At 72.0% G+C, this 14,815-nt stretch carries 14 protein-coding genes; 1 reads left to right on the forward strand and 13 read right to left on the reverse strand.

Annotation, left to right across the window (positions count from 1 at the left end; genetic code table 11):
* Positions 1-39: 39 nt before the first annotated feature.
* The 12 genes from gdhA to ABZ796_RS07975 all read right to left on the reverse strand — a co-directional run bounded on the left by gdhA (position 40) and on the right by ABZ796_RS07975 (position 12,745).
* Positions 40-1,377 (reverse strand): NADP-specific glutamate dehydrogenase, encoded by a 1,338-nt coding sequence (gdhA, locus tag ABZ796_RS07920; protein WP_357336030.1) that lies wholly within the window; start codon positions 1,375-1,377, stop codon positions 40-42.
* Between the two features lie 250 nt (positions 1,378-1,627).
* On the reverse strand, positions 1,628-2,953 hold the full coding sequence (locus tag ABZ796_RS07925; protein ID WP_357335973.1) for an MFS transporter: 1,326 nt from the start codon (positions 2,951-2,953) through the stop codon (positions 1,628-1,630).
* A gap of 194 nt (positions 2,954-3,147) precedes the next feature.
* The gene (locus ABZ796_RS07930) at positions 3,148-3,600 is read right to left on the reverse strand and encodes a MaoC family dehydratase (protein ID WP_357335974.1); all 453 of its coding nucleotides are present in this window, start codon (positions 3,598-3,600) and stop codon (positions 3,148-3,150) included.
* Positions 3,600-4,823 carry an acetyl-CoA C-acetyltransferase gene (locus ABZ796_RS07935; protein ID WP_357335975.1) on the reverse strand — a complete coding sequence of 408 codons (1,224 nt, stop codon included), beginning with the start codon at positions 4,821-4,823 and terminating at the stop codon, positions 3,600-3,602. The genes ABZ796_RS07930 and ABZ796_RS07935 overlap by 1 nt, the downstream gene beginning before the upstream one ends.
* Positions 4,820-5,707 (reverse strand): MaoC family dehydratase N-terminal domain-containing protein, encoded by an 888-nt coding sequence (locus ABZ796_RS07940; protein ID WP_357335976.1) that lies wholly within the window; start codon positions 5,705-5,707, stop codon positions 4,820-4,822. The genes ABZ796_RS07935 and ABZ796_RS07940 overlap by 4 nt, the downstream gene beginning before the upstream one ends.
* Complete coding sequence (gene fabG, locus ABZ796_RS07945) at positions 5,704-6,441, reverse strand: 3-oxoacyl-ACP reductase FabG (RefSeq protein WP_357335977.1); 738 nt, start codon at positions 6,439-6,441, stop codon at positions 5,704-5,706. Before fabG ends, ABZ796_RS07940 begins: the two co-directional genes overlap by 4 nt.
* A 1-nt stretch (position 6,442) precedes the next feature.
* A complete protein-coding gene (locus tag ABZ796_RS07950) occupies positions 6,443-7,600 on the reverse strand; it encodes an acyl-CoA dehydrogenase family protein (RefSeq protein ID WP_357335978.1) in 1,158 nt (385 codons plus the stop codon).
* Positions 7,597-8,421 carry a CoA ester lyase gene (locus tag ABZ796_RS07955; RefSeq protein WP_357335979.1) on the reverse strand — a complete coding sequence of 275 codons (825 nt, stop codon included), beginning with the start codon at positions 8,419-8,421 and terminating at the stop codon, positions 7,597-7,599. The genes ABZ796_RS07950 and ABZ796_RS07955 overlap by 4 nt, the downstream gene beginning before the upstream one ends.
* The gene (locus ABZ796_RS07960) at positions 8,418-9,665 is read right to left on the reverse strand and encodes a CoA transferase (RefSeq protein ID WP_357335980.1); all 1,248 of its coding nucleotides are present in this window, start codon (positions 9,663-9,665) and stop codon (positions 8,418-8,420) included. Before ABZ796_RS07960 ends, ABZ796_RS07955 begins: the two co-directional genes overlap by 4 nt.
* Positions 9,652-11,034, reverse strand: coding sequence for an MFS transporter (locus ABZ796_RS07965; RefSeq protein WP_357335981.1), 1,383 nt, complete (start codon positions 11,032-11,034; stop codon positions 9,652-9,654). The genes ABZ796_RS07960 and ABZ796_RS07965 overlap by 14 nt, the downstream gene beginning before the upstream one ends.
* A complete protein-coding gene (locus ABZ796_RS07970; RefSeq protein WP_357335982.1) occupies positions 11,031-11,810 on the reverse strand; it encodes a CoA-transferase in 780 nt (259 codons plus the stop codon). The genes ABZ796_RS07965 and ABZ796_RS07970 overlap by 4 nt, the downstream gene beginning before the upstream one ends.
* A complete protein-coding gene (locus ABZ796_RS07975; protein ID WP_357335983.1) occupies positions 11,807-12,745 on the reverse strand; it encodes a CoA-transferase in 939 nt (312 codons plus the stop codon). The genes ABZ796_RS07970 and ABZ796_RS07975 overlap by 4 nt, the downstream gene beginning before the upstream one ends.
* A 162-nt stretch (positions 12,746-12,907) precedes the next feature.
* Between ABZ796_RS07975 and ABZ796_RS07980 the strand changes: the two genes are divergently transcribed.
* Positions 12,908-13,816, forward strand: a complete 909-nt coding sequence (locus ABZ796_RS07980) for an acyl-CoA thioesterase domain-containing protein (RefSeq protein WP_357335984.1) — start codon at positions 12,908-12,910, stop codon at positions 13,814-13,816.
* Between the two features lie 7 nt (positions 13,817-13,823).
* Here ABZ796_RS07980 and ABZ796_RS07985 read toward each other — a convergent pair whose 3' ends face one another.
* Positions 13,824-14,741: a LysR substrate-binding domain-containing protein gene (locus tag ABZ796_RS07985; protein ID WP_357335985.1), complete on the reverse strand. Its 918-nt coding sequence runs from the start codon at positions 14,739-14,741 to the stop codon at positions 13,824-13,826.
* Positions 14,742-14,815: the final 74 nt, after the last annotated feature.

The raw sequence follows: 14,815 nt of genomic DNA on the forward strand, positions 1-14,815 counted from the left end.
GCGAACGCGGCGGTCCCCGCGCCGGGGCACGGGATGGCGTCAGATGACACCGAAGGCGAGCATGGCGTCCGCGACCTTGATGAACCCGGCGATGTTGGCGCCGAGGACATAGTCACCGGGGGCACCGTACTCCTCGGCGGTGGCCACACAGGTGTCGTGGATCCCGGTCATGATGCTCTGCAGGCGCTGCTCGGTGTAGTCGAAGGTCCAACGGTCCCGCGAGGCGTTCTGCTGCATCTCGAGGGCGGAGGTCGCCACGCCGCCGGCGTTGGCGGCCTTGCCCGGGCCGAAGAGGACACCGGCGTCCTGCAGGACGGTCACAGCGTCGGGCGTGGACGGCATGTTGGCGCCCTCGGAGACGGCGAGGACGCCGTTGGTGACGAGCGCCTTCGCGGCGGTGCCGTCGAGCTCGTTCTGGGTGGCGCAGGGGAGGGCGATCTCGGTGGGCACGTCCCAGACGTGGCCGTCGGTGACCAGGCGCGCGGTCGGGCGTGAGGCGACGTAGTCGGCAACACGGCCACGCCTGACCTCCTTGACCTCACGAAGGAGGTCGAGGTCGACACCGGCCTCGTCGACGACGTATCCGGAGGAGTCGGAGAAGGTGATCACCTTCGCGCCCAGTTGCTGGGCCTTCTGGATCGCATAGATCGCGACGTTGCCGGAGCCGGAGACGGACGTACGTCGCCCCTCGAACGAAAGACTCCGGGTGGCCAGCATCGACTGGGCGAACATCACCGCGCCGTAGCCGGTGGCCTCGGTGCGGGCCAGCGAGCCGCCCCAGGAGAGGCCCTTCCCGGTCAGGACGCCGGACTCATATCGATTGGTGATTCGCTTGTATTGGCCGAACAGGTAGCCGATCTCGCGGCCGCCGACCCCGATGTCTCCTGCGGGAACGTCGGTGTATTCGCCGATGTGACGGTAGAGCTCGGTCATGAAGGCCTGGCAGAACCGCATGATCTCGCCGTCGGAGCGACCGCGAGGATCGAAGTCGGAGCCGCCCTTGCCGCCGCCGATCGGCATGCCGGTCAGGGAGTTCTTGAAGATCTGCTCGAAGCCGAGGAACTTCACGATGCCGAGGTTGACCGACGGATGGAACCGCAGGCCGCCCTTGTAAGGGCCGAGGGCGGAGTTGAACTCGACCCGGAAGCCACGGTTGATCTGAACCTGACCCTGATCGTCGACCCAGGGCACCCGGAAGATCAGCTGGCGCTCCGGCTCGCAGATCCGCTCGATGATCGAGTGATCCAGGTATTCCGGGTGACGCTCGACCACCGGGCCGAGGGAGCCGAGCACTTCTGCTACGGCCTGGTGGAACTCGCCCTCACCGGGGTTGCGAGACAGGACGATATCCAGGTGGGGCTGCAGGGCCGCGTTGATGCTTGTCACGCGCGAACACTATCGGCGAAGGAGCATCCCGCTGCGCCCCTACCGGCACGTGGACAACGTCATCGATCAGAGCACCACTGGTGGCCCGTCTGCTGTACGCGTCGGGACGGGAGCTGCCCAGGATGCGGATCGAGAATCCGGCCGAGGCGACCGAGGAACGCCTGATCGCCCTCGTTCGAGCACCAGGTGGGGCTCCGCCTCGTGGCACTCGACTGAGGGCGGACAGGGTTGTTGGGAGAGGTCAGCGAGCGGCGGGAACCGTCGTGGCATCGTCGGCGGTCGCCGTCTCGGCTGCGCCCCGGCCGAGCAGAGCGCGGGAGCACACCAGGGAGATCACGGTGGTCACGACGCCGAAGGTGACAGGCACGACGATGCTGCCGGAGGTGTCGAGGAGCCACTGCAGGATCATCGGCGTGGTCCCGCACAGCGCTCCGGAGAGGCCGTACGTCACCGAGATACCGGTGTAGCGGACGCGGGCCGGGAAGGCCTGGGCGAGCATGCCGGCCATGATCGCGTAGAACATCACGTCGGGGATGGTGGCCAGCACCGCGCCGATCATCGCGAGGGTCCAGCTCCCGGTGCCCATCAGCACGAACATCAGCGCGAGCGCGGGGATCTCGAGGCCGAGCAGGACGGTGACCAGGGTGCGCGGGTTCCAGCGGGTGGCGAGCACCGCGCCGAACGGCTGCACGAAGAACTGCACCAGGCTGGCGATCAGGATGATGGTGAGGAAGGAGTCCTTCCCGAAGCCGAGATGGGTGGTGGCCCAGGAGAGGGCAAACGTGTCGCGGGCGTAGACGACCACGAAGACGCACAGGATGCCGAAGACGCCGAGCGTCAGCTCGCGGGAGTTGCTGCGGAACAGCTCGATCACCGGGACCCGGACGACCTCGTTGCGCTCCTGGAGGTCCTTCATCGCCGGGGACTCCTCGAGGCTGAGCCTGATGACGAGCCCGACCACGACCAGTGCTGCCGACGCCAGGAACGGCAGTCGCCAGGCCCACTCGAGCAGCGCGTCGTCGGGGAGCAGACCGGTCACGGCGAGGAAGCTGAGGGTGGCCAGGATCCGGCCGGCGGGGGAGCCCTGCTGAGCGAATGCGCCGAACAGGAAGCCGCGGTCGGCCCGGGTGTGCTCGGTGGCGATCAGCACCGCGCCGCCCCACTCGCCGCCGACGGCCAGTCCCTGGAGCAGCCGGAGCACGATCAGCAGGACCGGTGCCGCGGCCCCGATGGCCGCGTGCGTCGGCAGCAGGCCGACGCCGACGGTGGTGACACCCATGAGGAGCAGCGTCAGGATCAGGGAGCGCTTGCGGCCGATCCGGTCACCGAGGTGGCCGAAGACCACGCCACCGAGCGGCCGGGTCAGGAACCCGACGGCGAACGTCGCGAAGGAGAGCAGGGTCGCGACCGCGGGCTCGGCGTTGCTGAAGAACAGCGGTCCGAAGACCAGCGCGGACGCGGTGCCGTAGATGTAGAAGTCGTACCACTCGATCGTGGTGCCGACGAAGGCGGCGATGCCGGCCTTGCGGGCCATCCGTTCGTCGGGGACGCGCGTTGACTGGGTCATGGGGACTGCTCCTCCGGGGGTCGTGTGTCGTCACGCATCGAGATGCTGTGTGACCGCGTTCACACTAAGAACCCGTGCCATTGCACGTCCAACACCAAATCTGGATGGCATTGATATCGATCGTGAGCCCAATGGTGGCCAGGGCGTGCCGAGGCCGCCGACCCTCGGGAGGAGGATCGGCGGCCTCGTCGGGGTCAGGGAAGGACCAGGGTGATGCTCTCCGCGGCGCAGACCGGTCGCTCGGCTCCCTCCGCCTCGACGGTCCAGGCGACCAGCACCTGGGTCCCGGCCGGGACGGCCCGGATCTCCTTGATCCGCGGTGTGGCCCGGATCTTCGAGCCGACCTTCACCGGCGCGGGGAAGCGCACCTTCTCGAGGCCGTAGTTGAGCCGGGCCGAGCCGGCCTCGATCGTGTAGAGCTCGCCTGCGAAGGCGGGCAGCATCGACAGCGTGAGGTAGCCGTGCGCGATGGTTCCGCCGAACGAGGACGCGGTGGCGCGCTCGACGTCGACGTGGATCCACTGCTGGTCGCCGGTGAGCTCGGCAAAGCGGTCCACACGGTCCTGGGTGATCTGCACCCAGTCGGTGGTGCCGAGCTCGTCACCGACGGCTGCCTCGATCTCCTCGACGGAGGTGAACCTACGCATCAGGCGATCCGCTCGAAGACCGCGGCCAGACCCTGGCCACCGCCGATGCACATCGTCTCCAGGCCGTAGCGGGCCTCGCGGCGGTGCAGCTCGCGGGCGAGCGTGCCGAGCATGCGTACGCCGGTGGCGCCGACGGGGTGGCCCAGGGAGATGCCGGAGCCGTGGACGTTGGTGCGCTCGAGGTCCTCGTCGGTGAACTTCCACTCGCGCATCACCGCAAGCGCCTGGGCGGCGAAGGCTTCGTTGAGCTCGATGACGTCGATGTCGGCGAGCGTCAGGCCGGCCTTCGCGAGGGCCGCCTCGGTGGCCGGGACCGGGCCGATGCCCATCACGTCGGGGCGTACGCCCGCGGCGGCCCAGGAGACGAGCCGGACCAGCGGCCGCAGGCCGAGCCGCTCGGCGACCTCGGCGGTGGTGACCAGGCACATGGCGGCCGCGTCGTTCTGGCCGCTGGCGTTGCCGGCGGTGACGGTCGCCTCGGGGTCGGCTGCGCCGAGGATCGGCCGCAGCCTCGCGAGGGACTCCAGGGTGGTGTCGGCGCGGGGATGCTCGTCGGTGTCGACGACGACATCGCCCTTCCGGGACGGCACCGTGACCGGCACGATCTCCTCGGCGAAGACGCCGCTCTGCTGCGCGGCGACGGCGCGCCGGTGGGAGCTGACGGCGAGCCGGTCCTGCTCCTCGCGGCCGATGGAGTACTCACGGCGCAGGTTCTCCGCGGTCTCGAGCATGCCGCCCGGCACCGGGTGGAAGCGGCCGCCCGGGGTCTGCCGGCCGCGGGTGAGGCCGTCGTGGATCTGCACGCCGGTGCGGGCGCCGCCCCAGCGCATGTCGAGGGAGTAGAAGGCGACGTTGCTCATCGACTCCGCGCCGCCGGCCACCACGATCTCGCTGGCGCCGGAGGCCACCTGCATCACCGCGTTGGCGACGGCCTGCAGCCCGGAGCCGCAGCGGCGGTCGACCTGCTGGCCGCCGACGGTGACCGGGAGCCCGGCGTCGAGCCCGACGACGCGGCCGATCGCCGGTGCCTCGGCGTTGGGGTAGCAGTGGCCGAGGATGACGTCGTCGATCCGCTCCGGGTCGATGCCGGTGCGGGCGAGCAGGCCCTGCAGCGCGGTGACGCCGAGGTCGACCGGGCTGAGGTCCTTGAAGACGCCGCCGTAGCGGCCGATCGGGGTGCGGACGGGCTCGCAGATGACCACGTCGCGGGCGGTGTCACTCATGGTTGGTGCCTTTCAGGGGTGATGGTGGCCAGCTCGGCCCTCAGGCCGACCAGCGCGGTGCCGTCGGGGCGCCGCAGCGCCACCTCGGCCGTGTCGGGGGGTGTGTCGTCGACCGTCACGCGGGCTGGGTCTCCGCAGAACAACGGCGCGGTGTTGCGATGCCGCAGGCGGCGTACGCGGCGGTCGGGGTGGGCCAGCCGGAGCGTCTCGGCGAGCGCGAGGGTGGTGAAGGGACCGTGGACCACGAGGCCGGGATAGCCCTCGACCCGGGTGGCGTAGGGCCAGTCGTAGTGGATCCGGTGCGGGTTGGCGGTCGCGGTGCTGAACCGCATCAGCAGCGTCGGGTCGGTGACGAAGCGCCAGCCGTCGTCCTCGGCCACGAGAGGCGGCCCGGCGGGGGAGAGCTCCGAGGCAGGCTCGGGATCCGGAAACGACGACGGCGCCGGCGCGGCGTCGCGGTAGATCAGGTCCTGCCGCTCCTCCACGAGCAGCTCGTCCCGGCCGGCGTCGAGGAGCCGGGTGTCCGCCGTGACGATCGCCAGCCGTCCGGTCCGACCCGGCTTCTCCTCGACCGAGACGACCTCGGCCTCACGGACGACCTCGGCGCCGATCCGGAGGTCGCCGTGGAAGGTGACCTCGCCGCCGGCGAACATCCGCCTGGGCAGGTCGATCGGGGGCAGGAAGTCACCGCGGCGCGGGTGACCGTCGACCCCGATGACCGACGACGACGGCCAGCGCGGGAGGGCGACCCAGTGCCACAACGGCGGGAGTACGTCCCCGGCGACGGGCACCGCAGCGCCGCTGTCGAGGAGCGCACCGAGGGCGGCGACCGGACCCGCCTCGAGGGTCTCGGCCGACGTCACCCGCCGCGGTCGCCAGCTCACATGAACCTTCCGCCGGTCACCTCGGCGACCGTGCCGGTCATGTAGGAGGAGAGCGAGGAGGCGTAGAAGAGGGCGACGTTCGCGATCTCGGCCGGCTCACCGGCGCGCCCCATCGGGATCTCGGCCATCTTCTCGTCCCAGATCCGCTGCGGCATCGCCTCGGTCATCGCCGAGCGGATCAGCCCGGGCTGGATCGCGTTGACCCGGACCCCGTGGTGGGCCATCTCCTTGGCCGCGGCCTTGGTGAGACCGACGATGCCGGCCTTGGCGGCCGAGTAGTTGGTCTGCCCGACCATGCCGACCTTGCCGGAGATCGAGGAGATGTTCACGATCGCTCCGGACTTCTGCTCGCGCATCCGGGCAGCGGCGAGCCGGGTGCCGTGCCAGCAGCCCTTGAGGTGCACCGCGATCACCTGGTCGAACTGGTCCTCGGTCATCTTCCGCATCGTCGCGTCCCGGGTGATGCCGGCGTTGTTGACGACGATGTCGAGCGAGCCGTACGTCGCGACCGCGGTCTCCAGCGCGCGCTCGACGTCCTCGGCGCTGACCACGTCGCAGGCGACGCCGACGGCCACGTCCGGGCCCAGCTCCTTGGCCGCTGCCTCGGCGGCGGCGCCGTGGAGATCGGCGAGCACCACGCGTGCCCCCTCCGCCGCGAAGCGCTCGGCGACAGCTCGTCCGATGCCCTGGGCGCCGCCGGTGATCACCGCGGTCCGGTTCTCGAGAAGTGCCATGTCAGTTCTTTCCCTTCTGGTCGCGCGCCACCAGCTGGGCCGCGATCACGTTGCGCTGGATCTCGTTGGTGCCCTCGCCGACGATCATCAGCGGAGCGTCGCGGAAGCAGCGCTCCACGTCGTACTCCTTGGAGTAGCCGTAGCCGCCGTGCACCCGCACCGCGTCGAGGGCGACCTGCATGGCCGCCTCCGAGGCGAAGAGCTTGGCCATCCCGGCCTCCATGTCGGCGCGGTCGCCGGCGTCGAGCCGCTCGGCCGCGTCGAGGGTCATCAGCCGGGCGGCGCGCATCTTCGTGCCCATCTCGGCGAGCAGGTTGCCGACCGACTGGTGCTTCCAGATCGGCTTGCCGAAGCTCTCCCGGGTCTGGGCGTAGGAGAGCGCGTCGTCGAGCGCGGCCTGGCCGACGCCGACGGCGCGGGCGGCGACCTGGATCCGGCCGACCTCGAGGCCGCGCATCATGTGGCCCCAGCCAAGATGCGGCGTGCCGCCGAGGACGGCGGTCGCGGGAACCCGCATCTTGTCGAAGGTGAGCTCGCAGGCCTCGACGCCGCGGTAGCCCAGCTTGGGGATCTTGCCCGACACGGTCAGCCCGTCGCCGGGCTCGACCAGCACCACGCTCATGCCCTGGTGGGCGGGCTTCGCCGAGCGGTCGGTGATGCAGAGCAGCCCGATCAGGCCGGCGTGCTGGGCGTTGGAGATCCAGGTCTTCGAGCCGGTGATGACCAAGTCCTCGCCGTCGGCGTCGGCGAAGGTACGCATGCCCTGCAGGTCGCTGCCGCCGGAGGGCTCGGTCAGCGCCATGGTGGCGCGCAGGCTCCCGTCGGCCATCCGGGGCAGGTAGGCCTGTTGCTCCCGGGTGCCGAAGTGGCGGACCAGGTAGCTGATCACCGAGTGGCCGCCGATCGCGCCGGCCAGGCTCATCCAGCCGCGGGCGAGCTCCTCGGTGACCCGTGCGAAGCAGGCGGTGCTCACGTCTACGCCGCCGTGCTCGGCGGGCACCAGGAGACCGAAGAAGCCGAGCTTCTTCATCTCCTCGATGAGCTCTTCGGGGTAGAGATCGTCGGCCTCGAACTCGCGCACCCGGGGGCGTACGCGCTCGTCGACGAAGTCGGCGACGAGCCGGACCATGTCCTGCTCGTCGGGGGTCAGGCTGCTCATCTGGTTGCTCCTGGGGCGGGTCGAGTGAGGGAGAGGATGCGGCGGGCGCGGGCGACGACGGGGGCGTCGACCATCCGGCCCTCGACGAGGGCGACGCCGTCCTCGGTCGCGGCGGCCAGGACGCGCTCGGCCCAGGCGACCTCGTCGGGGGTGGGTGCCAGGGCCGCGGCGGCGGGGGCCACCTGGCCGGGGTGGATGCAGAGCTTGCCGGCGAACCCGAGGGCGGCGGCGGTGGTGACGTCGGTGGTCAGCCGCTCGTCATCGCGTACGTCGCCGGTGACGCCGTCGATCGGGCCGGCCAGGCCGCCGACGGCGGAGGCCAGCACCAGGTTGCCGCGTGCGGGTGCGAGGGCGGGTGCGTGGTCGGGGTCGACACCGAGCTCGGCGGCCAGGTCGTAGCTGCCGAAGGCGAGGCGTACGACTCCGGGGGAGCGGGCCAGGTCGATGGCCCGGGCGACGCCGAGCGCGGTCTCGACCAGCGCGACGACGGCGGAGCCGCCGGGGAGCGCGGCCAGGACGGCCGCCACGGTCTCGGGGCTGTCGGCCTTCGGGAGCACGACCAGGCTCGGCCGGTCCAGGGCCGCGAGCGCGGCGACGTCGGCGTCGTGCCACGGGGCGTCGGCGGCGTTGATCCGCACCGCGACCGTCGTCCCGGCCCCTGTGCGCCAGCCGGTGACGTGATCGCGGGCCGCGTCCTTGTGTGCCGGGGCGACGGCGTCCTCGAGGTCGAGGATCACGACGTCGGGGCCGGCGGCGGCAGCCTTGGCGAACCGCTCGGGTCGGTCGCCGGGGACGAACAGCCAGGTGCGGGCGGCGTTCATCGGGCCACCACGTCCCGGGTGCCGATCACGCCGCGGGCGACCAGATCGTCCAGCCTCTCGGCGGGCAGCCCGAGGGTGCCGGCGAGCACCTCGTCGGTGTCCTGCCCGACGGCGGGTGCCGGCCGGGCCGCGCTCCGGTGGCCGTCGACGGTGATCGGCGCGCCCGGGGCGAGCAGCTCGCCGACGCCGGGCTGGGTGATCGTGGAGAACAGCGGGTGCTCGCGCAGCAGCCGGGCGTCGTCGGCGGCGAGGTCGCGGAAGCTGCGGTAGGGCGACCACAGGATCCGGGTCTGCGCCAGCGCCGCCGTGACGTACGCCGTGTCGTGCTGCTCGAACCAGGCCGCGACCAGGCCGCCCAGCGCGGTGCGGTGCCGGAACCGGGCACCCTCGTCGGAGAAGTCGGCGTCGAGGGCGCGGGCGAGCGCGGCCACCGCGTCGCCGAGGCCGGTGATGCCCAGCAGGTCCGACCACTGCCGCGGGGTGAGGGCTACCAGCATGAAGCGGTCGCCGTCCGCGGTGGTGAAGTCGCGGCCGAAGGTGCCGTAGACGTGGTTGCCGGTCGAGCCGCGCTCGCCGGCCGGGTGCAGCTGTGCCTCGGCGAGGTAGCCGAGGTTGCCGGCGACCGCCAGGGCGACGTCCTCCAGTGCGACCCGCACCTCGGCGCCCTCGCCGCTGACCGCGCGCCGGCGCTCGGCGGCGATCAGCCCGGTCGCGAGGTGGAGCCCGGCCGCGAGGTCCCACGCCGGCACCACGCCGTTGACCGGTGCCGCGTGGTCCTCCGGGCCGGTCACGAGCGGGAAGCCGGTGCCGGCCTGCACGGTGTAGTCGACGGCGGTCCCGCCGTCGTGGCGCCCGGTGAGGAGCACGTGGATGACGTCGTCGCGGCGGGCGCGCAGCGCGGCGTACCCGAGCTCGGCCCAGCGCTCGGTGTTGGTGACCACGATGCCGCCGGACGGACCGCCCGAGACGACCAGGTCCGCGACCAGCTCTCGCCCCTCCGGGTGGGTGCAGTCGACGGCGATGGCCTTCTTGCCGGGGTTGAGCCCGTTCCAGTAGAGGCTGGCGCCGCTATCGCTCAGCGGCCAGCGAGTGCGGTCCGGTGCGCCCTCCAGCGGCTCGACGCGGACCACCTCGGCGCCGAGCTGTGCCAGCGTGGTGCCGCACAGCGGCGTGGCGACGAAGCTCGACACCTCGACGACACGGAGGCCGGCGAGCGGTCCGGATGTGGGGTCAGCGATGGTCATGGGACACCTTTTCTGTGACAGGCCGAGAGATCGTCGCCTGGCCGGGGCCTGCCATCGCCCAGGTCACTGCGACCGCGGCGACCGGGACGCCGTAGACGAGGGAGAGGTTCCCGGTCGGGTAGGCGATCGCGACCCAGGAGTAGCCGACGGCGAGGCCGGTGAAGCGGAGCATGTTGTGGAGCCCGAGCGCGACCCCGTCGGCGGCGGCCGGCGAGGTCATCAGGCCGAGGGCCGATGTCGCCTGCACGACGCCGATCGCCGAGCCGGTCAGCACGAGCGCGGCCACGGTGAGCGCGACGACCGTGCCGGAGCCGGACGCGTTCGCGGCCAGGGGCAGCGCGAGCAGGCCGAGCGCGAGCAGCACCAGCCCGCCGCGCAGCGTGCGCCGGGCGGTGAACCGCTCGGTGACCCGGGAGGAGAGCGGCGCCGCGAGCGTCATCGCCAGGGCCAGCGCGAGCATCGTGACGCCGATGTGCCCCGGGCCGAGCCCGAGGTCGCGGCCCAGGTGCAGAGGAGTGGCGACGATCGCGACGCCGAGGCTGCCCATCACCGTGCCGGCGGCCATCGTGCTCGCCACGAACCTCCGCTCGGTGAGCAGTCCGGGCGGGACGAACGGCCCGGCGCTGGTGCGCCCGAGCTGGGCGTGCACGGCCAGGGCGAGCACGCCCACGGCCGCCATCCCCGCGGCCACCGACACCTCACCGTGCTGCCCGAGCCAGCTGACGGCGCCGACGAGCGCACCGATGCCGACCAGGAGCGTCGCCATGCCGCTGACATGGAGCGGGGCGTACGAGGCGGGTACGTCGGGCACCACGGTCAGGCACAGCACCAGCAGCACGGCGCTGAGCGAGGCATGGGTGAGGAACACCCAGCGCCAGCCGAGCGTGTCGGCGACCAGGCCGCCCAGCGGCGGCCCGAGCGCCTGGCCGACGCCGATGGCGGCCGCCCAGGCGGCCATCACCCGGGCCCGGTTGCCGGCCCAGTGCCGGCCGAGCACCTGCTGGATCGCGGGCGGCACCGCCGAGCAGGCGACGCCCTGCAGGGCACGCATCACGACCAGGAACCCGAGCCCTTGGCTGAACGCAGCGCCCGCCTGGGCGGCCACCATCAGCAGGAGCGACCCGGCGAGCACCCGGCGCGAGCCGAACCGCTGACACATCCAGCCGGAGATCGGCGCGAAGACGACCATCGCCAGGGTGAAGGCGCTGACCGCGAAGACGATCCCGCGCGGCGAGGCCCCGATCGCGTGGGCGATCACGTTGATCGGCGCGCTGATGATCGTGCTCGACAGGGTGCCGAGCGTGGAGCACGCCAGCAGGGCGACGTACGCCGACCGGCGCGGTTCGAGCGGGACGGAGGACGTGCTCATCGGAGGTAGAGCCGCACCGTGTCGATCTCGTCGCGGAGCAGCCTGACCTCCTCGACGGTCGGCCGCGCGGTCTCGCGTACGTCATCAGCGACCGGGATGTCCCACCCGGTCGCGGCGCGGACGTCGTCGACGGTGAGGCCGGGGTGGACCTCGCTGACCTCGAGCTCGCCGAGCTTGTCGGGGCGGCGCAGCACCGCCATCGGGGTGATCACGGTGGAGACCCCGTGGCCGGGAGGCACCATCCGTGGGTCCTCCTCGTGCGCCCGCACCGGGCTGGGCGAGGTGCAGAAGTCGAGCTCTGCCGGCAGGGCACCGGGGTCGTGGCGCCGCAGCACCACGACGCACTCGCCGGCGTTCGGCATGATCTCCGCGGCGCCGCCGGCCCCGGGAAGCCGGACCTCGGGCCTGTCCCAGTCGCCGATGAAGCTGGTGTTGAGGCTGCCCCAGCGGTCGACCTGGGCGGCGCCGAGGAAGCCGACGTCGACATGGCCCCGCTGGAGCACGTACCCGAACAGTGCGGGCATGCTCAGGACCGCCGCGGCGCCGGAGACCAGCACCGAGTCGGCGATGCCCTCGGCCAGGCCCTCCGGCTGCGCGCCGCAGATCCCGGACTCGTAGACCAGCTCGACGTCGGGGTTCACGGTGCGCCGCGCCAGGTCGACGGCGAGCGTCGGCAGCCCGACACCGGCGAAGACGCGGTGCTTGCCGGCGAGCTGACGCGCGGCGACCGCGGCGAGGAACTCGGTGCTGGACGGAGCCACGTCCGAGAAGGTCATGACGCCTCCTGGGCGACCCGGCGGCCGAAGTCGACGGGCTGCGAGAGTCGGGGCGCGACACCGAGCCCGGCCCAGCGCTCCTCGCCTAGCTTGGCGAGGTAGGCGGCGCGGTCCGGCACCCGATGCACCCACTCCTCGAGCCAGCCGAGCACCGCCTCGCGGTCACGGCTGATCGGGGTCCACTCGCGGTAGAAGGCGTTGTCGCGGTCGTAGTGGCCCTGGGTATAGGACGGGTGCGCGCCGCCGGGGCACTCCACCACCGCGGTGACCGCGTGCGAGGGCAGCACGGTCCGGTTGGGGTCGGAGCGGACCACGTCCTCCTCGACGATCTCCTCGACGGTCGCGATCACCGTCTCGGCCGCGTACGCCGCCTCCTGCTGGGCCCCGACGATGCCCCACATCTGGACGTTGCCGGAGCGGTCGGCGCGCTGGGCGTGCACGATCGTCACGTCCGGGCGCAGCGGCGGGACGACGTAGATGTCCGGGCCGCCGTAGGGGTCGGCGACCTTGCGGATCAGCGGGTTGAGCTTCGGGAGGTCGCTGCCGGCGTAGGAGCGGAGCGGGAAGAACGGCAGCCCGGCGGCGCCCGCCTGGTAGCGGCAGACCATGCCGTAGTGGCTGTACTCCTCGACCTCGAGCGGCTCCGGGTCGGCGCTCTCGACGCGACGTCGGACCTCGTGCAGGGATCCTGCCGAGCCGCTGGCGAAGAACGAGGCCACGAGCTTGGAGACGCAGCCGGCGGCGATCATCTGGTCGGCCAGCAGATCGGGAGTCATCCGGCAGAAGGTCAGGTCCCGGCGGCCCTGGCGGATGATCTCGTGGCCCGCGGCGAACGGGATCAGGTGGCCGAAGCCCTCCAGTGCGACCGTCATGCCGTCCCGTACGTGGGTGGCCACCGCCGAGGTGAGATCGGTGACCTTGTCGGGTGCGGCCATGGGTGCTCCTCGGGGCGGACGGGGTGGGTCAGTGGTCCCAGCCTGCCGCCAGCCGCGTGCCGAACTCCAATACTTCTTCCGCAGCCAACTGTTGACGGATGCGTATGAATAGTTCGAGACAGATATCGAAAGTGACGACAAACGGCGGCACAATGAGCCCTTGTGGACACTGCCTCTCCTGCCGCCGGCGCCCGTGCCGCTGTGACCCTCGACGAGCTGCTCGAGCTCCTCGACCTGAGCTGTGCCGACGACCCGGCCGGCCCCGTGAGCCACTGGGTCGGGAAGCCACAGGCGCACCCCGCCGACCGGATCTTCGGCGGCCTGCTCCTCGCGCAGGCCCTGGTCGCCGCCGGCCGCGGCGTCGGGGCCGACCAGCGGATCGTCAGCCTGCAGGCCGACTTCGTCGGCGGGGTGCCGACGGACCGTCCGCTGCATTGGGAGGTCACGGTCGTCTCGGACGCCCCGTCGCTGGCGACCCGGCGCAGCCGGCTGCTGGACGAGACGGGTCAGGAGCTCTTCGGTGCGGTCACGCGCTGGGCGACGGTCCGTGCCGACCTGCCCTCCTACAGCTCGGTCCGGCCTGCGCCCGCTCCCGACCCCGAGACGCTGCCGGACCTGGCCGACCGGTTCGGTTCGGACGAACGGATCCCGACCTGGTGGCGGCTGCAGCGACCGGTCCACTTCCGCCACGCGGTGGCGCCGCCGTACTTCACCGTCGCCGAGCCGAACGACCGACAGACCACCTTCTTCCGGGCGACCGGCCCGCTGCCGGACGACCTGGTCCTGCGGGCGGCCCTGGTCGCGTACGTGAGCGACATGAGCGTGCTCGAGGCGTCGTTCCTGGCGCTCGGCTCGGCTCGGCACAAGCCCGGCGCCCGGATCCTCAGCCTGACCCATGCGCTGACGTTCCATGCCGCCTCCGACCTGAGCGGCTGGCACCAGTTCGACTGCCGGGTGGAGTCGATCGCCCACGGCCGTGCCCACGGGGTCGGTGAGCTGTTCGACACGGCCGGTCGCCACGTCGCCACCGCCTCGCAGGTCGGTCTGGTGAAGGTCTCGACCGACCGCTGACCAGTGGTCAGGCGGGCGGGTCGTTCGGCAGGTCCGGCGTGGGCAGTGCCTCCTCGGAGGCACGCAGCACCGCGCGCAGCGCCGGGCTCCGGTCCTCCTGCCGCCAGGCGAGCTGCTGGAACGTGGGGCGATCGCACTCGCTGATCCGGACCACCTCGATGCCGGTCTGCACGACGTTGGCGATCGCGGTGTCGAGGGTGAAGGTGATGCCGACGCCTGCCGCGACCAGTGCGACCGCGGTCCAGCTGTCCGGCGCGGTCTGCACGATGTTGGGCACGAACCCGGCCTGGGACGCCGTCTCGATGAAGGCGTCGCGCACGCTGGAGCCGGGGTCGGCGGGCAGTGCCACGAACGGCTCGTCCCGGCACTCCGCCATGCTGACCTCCTCGCGGCCGGCCAGCCGGTGGCCGGCGGGGACGGCGAGCACGTAGTGCTCGACCGCGATCACCCGGTGCGCCAGGCCCTGCGGCTCGATCCGCCAGCGCGCGATGGCCAGGTCGAGCTCGCCGTCCTGCAGCGAGCGCAGCGCCTCGTAGTTGTAGGTCGTGCTCTGCAGCATCAGCTCGATGCCGGGGTGCTGCTCGCGGACGATCCGGCCCAGCTTGCCGACCAGCACGTGGGAGGAGGGGCCGGCGAACCCGATCCGGACCCGGCCGGTCTCGCCCCGGCCGGCCGAGCGGACCGCCCGGCGTGCGGTGCGCATGCCCTCGAGCACCTCCTGGGCGGGCCGCACCAGTGCCTCGCCGGCCGACGTCAGCCGCACGCTCCGCGTGGTGCGGTCGAAGAGCTGGGCGCCGAGGTCGCGCTCGAGCTGCTTGATGGTGCGGCTCAGCGGAGGCTGGGCGATGTGCAGCCGCTCGGCCGCCCGACCGAAGTGGAGCTCCTCGGCCACGGCGAGGAACGCCTCGAGATGGTGCAGGTCCATGAGGACAACTCTTGCATCAGTTGGAACAATCATCCAAGGATTAGGTATTGGACGAGCATAAGAAGTCGCGGGAT

The sequence above is a fragment of the Nocardioides sp. NPDC047086 genome, from assembly GCF_040643685.1.
In the GTDB taxonomy this organism is placed as follows: Bacteria; Actinomycetota; Actinomycetes; order Propionibacteriales; family Nocardioidaceae; genus Nocardioides.